The organism is Nitrosospira sp. Nl5 (assembly GCF_900102495.1).
Classification (GTDB): Bacteria; Pseudomonadota; Gammaproteobacteria; order Burkholderiales; family Nitrosomonadaceae; genus Nitrosospira.
On record NZ_FMVQ01000005.1, the window covers coordinates 190,485 to 197,901 of the forward strand.

At 53.1% G+C, this 7,417-nt stretch carries 4 protein-coding genes and 1 pseudogene; 3 read left to right on the plus strand and 2 right to left on the minus strand.

Annotated features, from left to right (window positions below):
• Nucleotides 1–6 precede the first annotated feature (6 nt).
• Nucleotides 7–1,770 (plus strand): lipid A export permease/ATP-binding protein MsbA, encoded by a 1,764-nt coding sequence (msbA, locus tag BLP45_RS07350; protein WP_090371251.1) that lies wholly within the window; start codon nucleotides 7–9, stop codon nucleotides 1,768–1,770.
• Between the two features lie 208 nt (nucleotides 1,771–1,978).
• Here msbA and BLP45_RS07355 read toward each other — a convergent pair whose 3' ends face one another.
• Nucleotides 1,979–3,976: a polysaccharide biosynthesis protein gene (locus BLP45_RS07355; RefSeq protein ID WP_090371309.1), complete on the minus strand. Its 1,998-nt coding sequence runs from the start codon at nucleotides 3,974–3,976 to the stop codon at nucleotides 1,979–1,981.
• A 4-nt stretch (nucleotides 3,977–3,980) separates the two neighbouring features.
• Nucleotides 3,981–4,925 carry an MraY family glycosyltransferase gene (locus BLP45_RS07360; protein WP_371128738.1) on the minus strand — a complete coding sequence of 315 codons (945 nt, stop codon included), beginning with the start codon at nucleotides 4,923–4,925 and terminating at the stop codon, nucleotides 3,981–3,983.
• 324 nt (nucleotides 4,926–5,249) lie between these two features.
• Between BLP45_RS07360 and BLP45_RS07365 the strand changes: the two genes are divergently transcribed.
• Both BLP45_RS07365 and BLP45_RS14930 read left to right on the plus strand, forming a co-directional pair.
• Nucleotides 5,250–6,506, plus strand: a complete 1,257-nt coding sequence (locus tag BLP45_RS07365; RefSeq protein WP_090371255.1) for a dicarboxylate/amino acid:cation symporter — start codon at nucleotides 5,250–5,252, stop codon at nucleotides 6,504–6,506.
• A gap of 821 nt (nucleotides 6,507–7,327) precedes the next feature.
• Nucleotides 7,328–7,417, plus strand: a pseudogene (locus BLP45_RS14930) (serine protein kinase RIO); the annotation flags it as partial.

Below are 7,417 nucleotides of genomic sequence, written 5' to 3' on the forward strand. Positions count from 1 at the left end.
TAAATCATGAGCAGCCGCCAGCTATATCTGCGCCTGACGAGATATATCGCACCTTATTGGGAGGTGCTGGGGCTGGCGCTGGCATGCATGATTGTGATGGCGGCAACGGTACCGATGCTGGCCGCATTGATGGCCCCGATGGTGGATGGCGCTTTTGTGGACAAAGATGTGGAAGTCATGCAGTTGGTTCTGCTGGCGATTGTTGTGCTATTTGCAGTGCGCGGCGGCGCGGGTTATGCCGGTACCTACGCGATCAGCTGGATAGGAAGCAAGCTGGTGATGGACTTGCGCGCGGAGATGTTCAGTAAGTTATTGACACTCCCCGCGCGCTATTATGCCGGACAGTCCAGTGAGAAATTGGTTTCCAAGCTCACGTCGGAGATAACTCAGCTCGCTCACGCCGTCACCGACGTCATAACAGTGACGGTGAAGGATACGTTTACGATCATCGGACTGCTTGGGTGGATGCTTTATCTCAACTGGAAACTTTCGGTGCTGGCAATATTGATGACATCGGTTATTCTGCTGATTATGCGGTCGGCCAGCAAGCGTCTGAAAATGATGGGGCGGGAAGCGCAGCAATCGGTGGATAATATCACCCAGGTATTAAAGGAATCCATCGAAAACCATAAGGTAGTGAAGCTTTATGGGGGAGAGCAATATGAAATCCATCGTATGGAGGAGCAGGCAGGCCAAGTGCACGGCTTCACGACGAGGCAGGTCGCCATTGCCGCTTTCAGTGTTCCGCTGATACAGACGACCACCGCCATTGCGCTGGTGGCTATTTTATATCTTGCTACTCAGCAAACATTTACCAATGAGACGACGGCGGGCAGTTTCGTTTCCTTCATCATTGCCATGCTGATGCTGATCGCACCGCTAAAGCGCATGACGGATGTAAACGGGCTTCTGCAACACGGTTTAATCGTCGCTGACAGCATATTCTCCCTGGTGGATCAGGAGATTGAACCGGACACGGGAACGATTGCCATTGATCGTGCGCGAGGAGAATTGCGATTCGAGCACGTCAGTTTAAATCATGGCCCTGTGAATCCTGGAGCAAAGCGCGAAGCAAGTTCGGACGCAGGCTTCGCGCTCGAGGACATTACGCTGACCATACAACCAGGCGAGATAGTTGCGCTCGTGGGTCTCTCCGAATGCGACAAGGTCGCTCTTGCAAATCTGGTGCCGCGTTTCCTTCAGCCTACGGAGGGAAGAGTTCTGCTCGATGACCAGGATCTGGCAAGTCTCACGCTGGCCAGCCTGCGTGCAAATATCACGCTGGTGTCACAGGAGGCAACGCTATTCAATAACACGGTGGCAGCGAATATCGCCTATGGCGATATGGGACGTGAAACGGAAGCGAGGATCACCGCCGCGGCACAGGCAGCCCATGCAATGGAATTCATCCGGAAAATGCCACAGGGGCTCCAAACCATGGTGGGAGAACATGGCGTAAAACTTTCCGGCGGGCAACGGTTGCGTATCGCCGTTGCGCGAGCACTGCTGAGAGACTCGCCTGTTCTGATCCTGGATGAGAGGGAAACGCTCCAGACACTGGATGCGGAATCAGCGCATCATGTGCAGGCTGCGGTGGAAGGAGTGATGCAAGGGCGCACCACGCTTGTCATCGCTCACCGCTTATCCACTGTGCAGAAAGCCAGCCGCGTTGTTGTGCTGCAAAAAGGCCGTATTACTGAAATCGGCGGTCACCAGGAGTTGCTTGCAAAAGAAGGAACTTACGCCAAAATTGTTCGGACTTTTGTTTGAACAGCCGCGCATCTAGTGTAGTGACTCAGAGATATCGTTACTTAAAAATGACTGGATTGTCGCCATCCCGCGTTGCTCGTCGTTGCATATGAATAACTATGCGCCTCCTCGCGCCTTGTCTGACAACAATCCAGTCATTTTTGACATTCCTTCCCGGTTTATTCATTTGAACCGGTTCTGTGACGGTATCTCTGACTCAGCACACTAGCTATCCGGTTACGGATTTGGGTTGAACCGGGGTTGTTACACCAGAGGTCCCCTGGCGGCTCGATTCCTTGCTTGAGTATTCCGGCACCCATTTTGTCAATTCTTGTTTGACTTCCTCATCGCTTAATACCGGATGCTCGTTTAGCCAAGCCACGAGATGCGCGAGCCATTCTTTGTCTACCTGGCGGGCCTGGGCTATGCGAAGTTTAGGATGTGGGGTAGGTAAAGTGCTTTCATCGTTCGCCAATAATTCTTCGTAGAGCTTCTCCCCGGGACGCAAGCCGTTGTAGACGATCCTGATATCTTCCTCACTCAGACCGGACAGGCGGATCAGATCTCTTGCAAGGTCGGCGATTTTCACCGGCTCGCCCATGTCCAGCACAAAAATTTCGCCTCCGCCTTCTTTCCCCCCCATTAGCCCGGCTTGCAGGACCAGCTGTGCAGCTTCAGGGATCGACATGAAATAGCGTGTGATTTCAGAATGGGTAACGGTGACCGGACCGCCTTTTGCTATCTGTTCACGGAATTTTGGGATCACGCTGCCGGCACTGCCCAACACATTGCCAAAACGTACCATGACAAAATTTGTTCCTTGTAAGGTTTCACCTTGATCGATTTTTTCGGGGAGGGCGCAGGATTGTTGCAACGCCTGACACACCATTTCCGCCAATCGTTTGCTGGCACCCATGACATTGGTAGGGTTAACCGCTTTGTCGGTCGAGATCAATACGAATTTTTCCACCCCGCTCTTGATCGCGGTCTGTGCCAGGATATAAGTTCCCAATACATTATTCAACACGGCTTGCCAGGCATTCTCCTGCTCCATCAATGGAACATGCTTGTAAGCAGCTGCATGAAAAACAACAGTTACCTGAAATTGTGAAAATACTTGAGCCAGACGAGCCTGATTTTTGATATCGCCTATTGCGAATACCATAGGCATATCCGGAAAGCTGGCTTGAAGTTCCTGTTCGATGTTGTAAAGCGCGAACTCGTTCAACTCGAATAGCACCAGGCGGCCAGGTTTGAATTTGGCGATTTGCCGGCATAGTTCCGATCCGATTGAGCCACCTGCTCCCGTAACCAGCACGGTTTTTCCTGCCAGCAGGTCATGCAAGCCTTCATTATCCAGCACCACGGGATCCCGCCCCAGCAGGTCATCCAGTTCGACAGTGCGTATTTGCGACACGGTAATTTTACCGCTGATCAAGTCGTCATAAGAAGGTACGATTAAGGCCTTTACTCCAGCCGCCGAACACATTTCGAGCGCGCGGCGGCGATCGCGGTGAAGGCGGTCGGGATGGCGGCGGTCGGAATGTGCGCGGGAGGAATGCCGCCGATCGGAAAGGGCTGGCGTCATTGCAATGATGGCATGAGCGACACCGAATTTTTTTGCTATGCCGGGCAACTGGTTGATTCGTCCAAGTACCTTGAATCCATGCAGCATCAAGCCAAGTTTTGCGGGATCGTCATCCAGCAATCCCACTACCCGCCATTGCACGCTCCGGGCAAGCTCTTTCACCAGGCCGACAGCGGCATCACCGGCCCCCAATACCAGGACGAGATTGCTTTCCAGTTTTTTCAGACCATAGAGTCGATGTTCCTTCCATAATCGGTAAGCAAGCCGGCTGCCCCCCATAATGAACAGAAGCAGAATGGGAGCCAGCAGCAGCACCGTGCGCGGTACGCCGGCAAGTATCTGCAGCATGTATAGCGTCAGCGGCGTCGCTGCCGCTGCCGTCAGCACCGCAAACAGGATGCGTCGCAGGTCGGGCAAACTTGCATAGTGCCAGAGCCCGCGATATAGGCCAAACCATAGAAACGCCGCCGCATGAACCGGAATCACCCATGGCAGAGTTTCCTCTAACGATGACAGGTACGAAGGAGGTATTTCAAAATTGAAACGGAACGAGTAGGCGAGTCCCCACGCCACCACAGCAGCGACGACATCATGAACGAAAGCGATGACGGCGCGTATGTTGGGGTTGGGCAAGGGCATTTTGTCAATCACCGGGCCGGTCCAAATATCGCTCGGAAATAATCATCATAATCAAATAAACTCCCCCCCATACCGCGCCTACTCCAAGTTGAACCGCGGCTTCCTGGCGCATTGCCCACATTGCGCTAATGCCGGCAGCCAGCATAAGGATATAACCGAGCAATGCGATGTTGCGATGGCCAAAGCTGCTCTGCACCAGTCGCTGGTAATAATGCTCGCGATGCGCCTGCCAGATTTTTTCTCTGCGTAACGTGCGTTTGAGAAGCGTAACAGAAGCATCGGCAATAAATGGCGAAAACACCAGCACCGGTAGCCATATCGGCCACAAACCGTTGGTCCAGCCTGTAACTCCCAGGGACGCGGCCAGAAATCCCAATGGAATCGCGCCCGCATCTCCCATGAAGATGCTTGCGGGATGAAAATTGAACAACAAAAAAGCCGCGGCAGCGGCGGCAATGCAGAAGTTTATCATGGCAAATGATTCATCGCCGGCTAGCCACGCGGTCAAGCCGTAGCAACTGAAACCAATCAGGGCCATACCCCCTGCCAATCCGTCCGAACCATCCATGAAATTATAAAGATTGATCATCCAGATGATTGCAACGGTAGTTATGGTCGCAATCATCCATCCATGCGCCTCGAATAGAAGTACCACCGAGAACCAGGTAGCAACGGCGACGTGCACCAGCAGTCGTCCAACAACACGCAGACCGAAAACATCGTCGGCGAAAGATATCAAGGTCAGCAGAGCAACACCAAACGACACCGAAAATGGCAGGGTGACGGGCAGAAATGCCCATGACGCAAGTATACCGGATACCATACCGAGACCTCCGGTACGGGGAACAGGCCTGGTATGAAGAGAGCGGAGATTGGGATGATCCAGTGCCTTGAGAACATTCCCCTTTATCAACCACCAAATCAAGGCAAGCGTTACCGTAAATGCCATTAATGGCGCGGTAACAATTGAAAAGGAGAGGCCGGAAATCATGATAGTGGATTATAACTGCCGGGGATATTGTGCGGTGATTCCCAAGTTACGAAGCCGCTCACTCTTATGCAGGGCTGCCCGAGGCCAGGCTTGATTCCCGCCAATTTTTTAATCGGAAAATCTGGTATCGTTGCTGACAAAAGTTGTAAGGATATAAGCATCCGCCCGAAGAGCCGAGGAGAATTCCATGCCGGATCTGTTCATCCGGACGCTCTAAACACCTTATTGCAGATTTCCGGTTTTTCCAAATATTCCTTTGAGTCTTAATAAACAGAGCCCGCCGTGAAAAAAATATCGCTTAATGCGCAGATTCTGTTTGGGGTGGTGGCTGGAATCCTGTTGGGGCTGGGATTTTCCGGGCTTGGACAAGAATCGGCGGTAGCACGAAACGGGCTGTATATCGCCGGGCTGATTGGCACACTGTTTATCGATCTATTGAAAATGGTGCTGATTCCGCTGGTGTTTACTTCCATTGCGGTTGGGGTTGCCAATCTGCGCGCCCACCACCAGATGCATAGCGTGTGGAAGGCAACACTGGGATTTTTTCTATTTACGATGGCAGTGGCAGTCATGCTGGGGCTGACCGCCGCTAATCTTTTTCGGCCAGGCGAGGGACTTCAGCTTGCGATGTTTCAGGATGCCATGCAGGGTTTTGAAGCCAAACAGATGTCTCTGCCAGAGTTCTTCGCCCATTTCCTGCACTCGCTGTTCCAGAATCCCATACGGGCTTTGGCTCAGGGAGATATTCTGGCAGTCGTGGTATTTGCGTTATTGCTGGGGATAACTTTGGTGGTGGGTGGCGAGCGCTACGCGAACATCATTATTTTGCTGCGAGAATTGCTGGAGCTCGTGCTGATGCTGGTGGGCTGGATTATGCGGCTTGCGCCACTTGGCATCATGGCGCTCCTGCTGCAACTGGTTGCCGTCCAGGATATGGCCCTCCTTGCCACGCTGATAAAATTTATCACTGTGGTGATAGGCACTACGCTACTGCACGGCATCGTGGTATTGCCGCTGATCCTTTATTTGGCCACCGGTATGACACCGCTCAGATTCTGGCGCGGTGCGCGCGAAGCGCTGGTAACGGCCTTTGCCACCAGTTCCAGTTCCGCGACCCTGCCGGTCACCTTGCGCTGCGTGGAACAGCACCTGCACGTCAAACGTGATATTGCCGGCTTTGTCATACCGCTGGGCGCAACCCTCAATATGGATGGCACCGCCTTGTACGAGGCGGCCGCGGCGCTATTTGTCGCCAATCTGGCAGGTATCGAACTCAACCTCATGCAACAGATGATCGTCTTTTTTATCGCAATGCTTGGCGCAATGGGCGCACCGGGCATTCCCAGCGCCGGCATGGTCACCATGGTGATGGTGTTGCAAGCGGTTGGTCTGCCCGCCGAGGCCATCGCAATCCTCCTGCCCATTGATCGCCTTCTGGACGCATTCCGCACAGCGGTGAATGTCGAAGGGGATATGGTGGGCAGCCTGGTGGTACAGAAGTGGGTAAAGAGTGAACATCATGCTATCGAAAGCGCCTAGCAGCCAGCCTGCTGGTTGAATAAAAGAAACTGAAAAGGTTTGTTGTCGCCTAAATTCTTCCACTCTGACAGTCTGCTAGACAAATAACGCGATAACGTTCTGCCTCCTGAATGCTATTCCTCGAGAAGTATTTTCGTGAGAGAGTGGCAAGAGCAAGGTGTGACATATTGCCGCGCGGCAATATGTCACATTCTCAAGCAGATTTTTCCGCTCTACAATTCAACCTAAATCCGGCAGTTGGACAGGGTGGAGCGTGCGGTTTTTGGGGTGCAGGGCAAGGCGCAACGACGCGGAATGCGACCGCGCAGGGCAGAGCAGTGCCTTCCGCAGGAAGGTGCGACCCCGAAGCGGGTGCAGGCGGCCCAGAGCACGTGGAATGCGGCCGGGACATCCCCTACGCTGCCCGATCCCCGCTTCGCGGGCCCCTCGTGCGACGCTTCGGAGCGCCGTTCCATTCAAAGCGCTGCGAACAACGCTACCATGTGCCGCAAAAACCCTGCAATCCGCCTGTAGCGAGCTCACCTTATCGGTGAAGGTCAAGTGACACAAAAAGTTTTTGTGAATCATTAAATTAAAAGATGAGCGGCCAACTGCCGGATTTAAGTTCAATCCGCTCCCTCGATCACGACGGCCCTCAAGGAAGAAAACCTGTCAAGGAAGGAAACAGACGGGGTAATGGATTGAAAAGCTGGGCCCAATCGGTTTATTCGAATATACGCCAGCGTGGAACGGAAGAATTTCTCCTTCTGACCGAACTATGAGGATATTAACCGCCTGCAACCGACGTTGCACCTCGTCCCAACGCCTATGAAAATCCGCCCATGAAAATCCCGAAAAGAATTGAACCGCTCATCGAGGAGGGCATCATTGATGAGGTCCTCTACCAGCTCATGAGCGGCAAAGAAGCCATG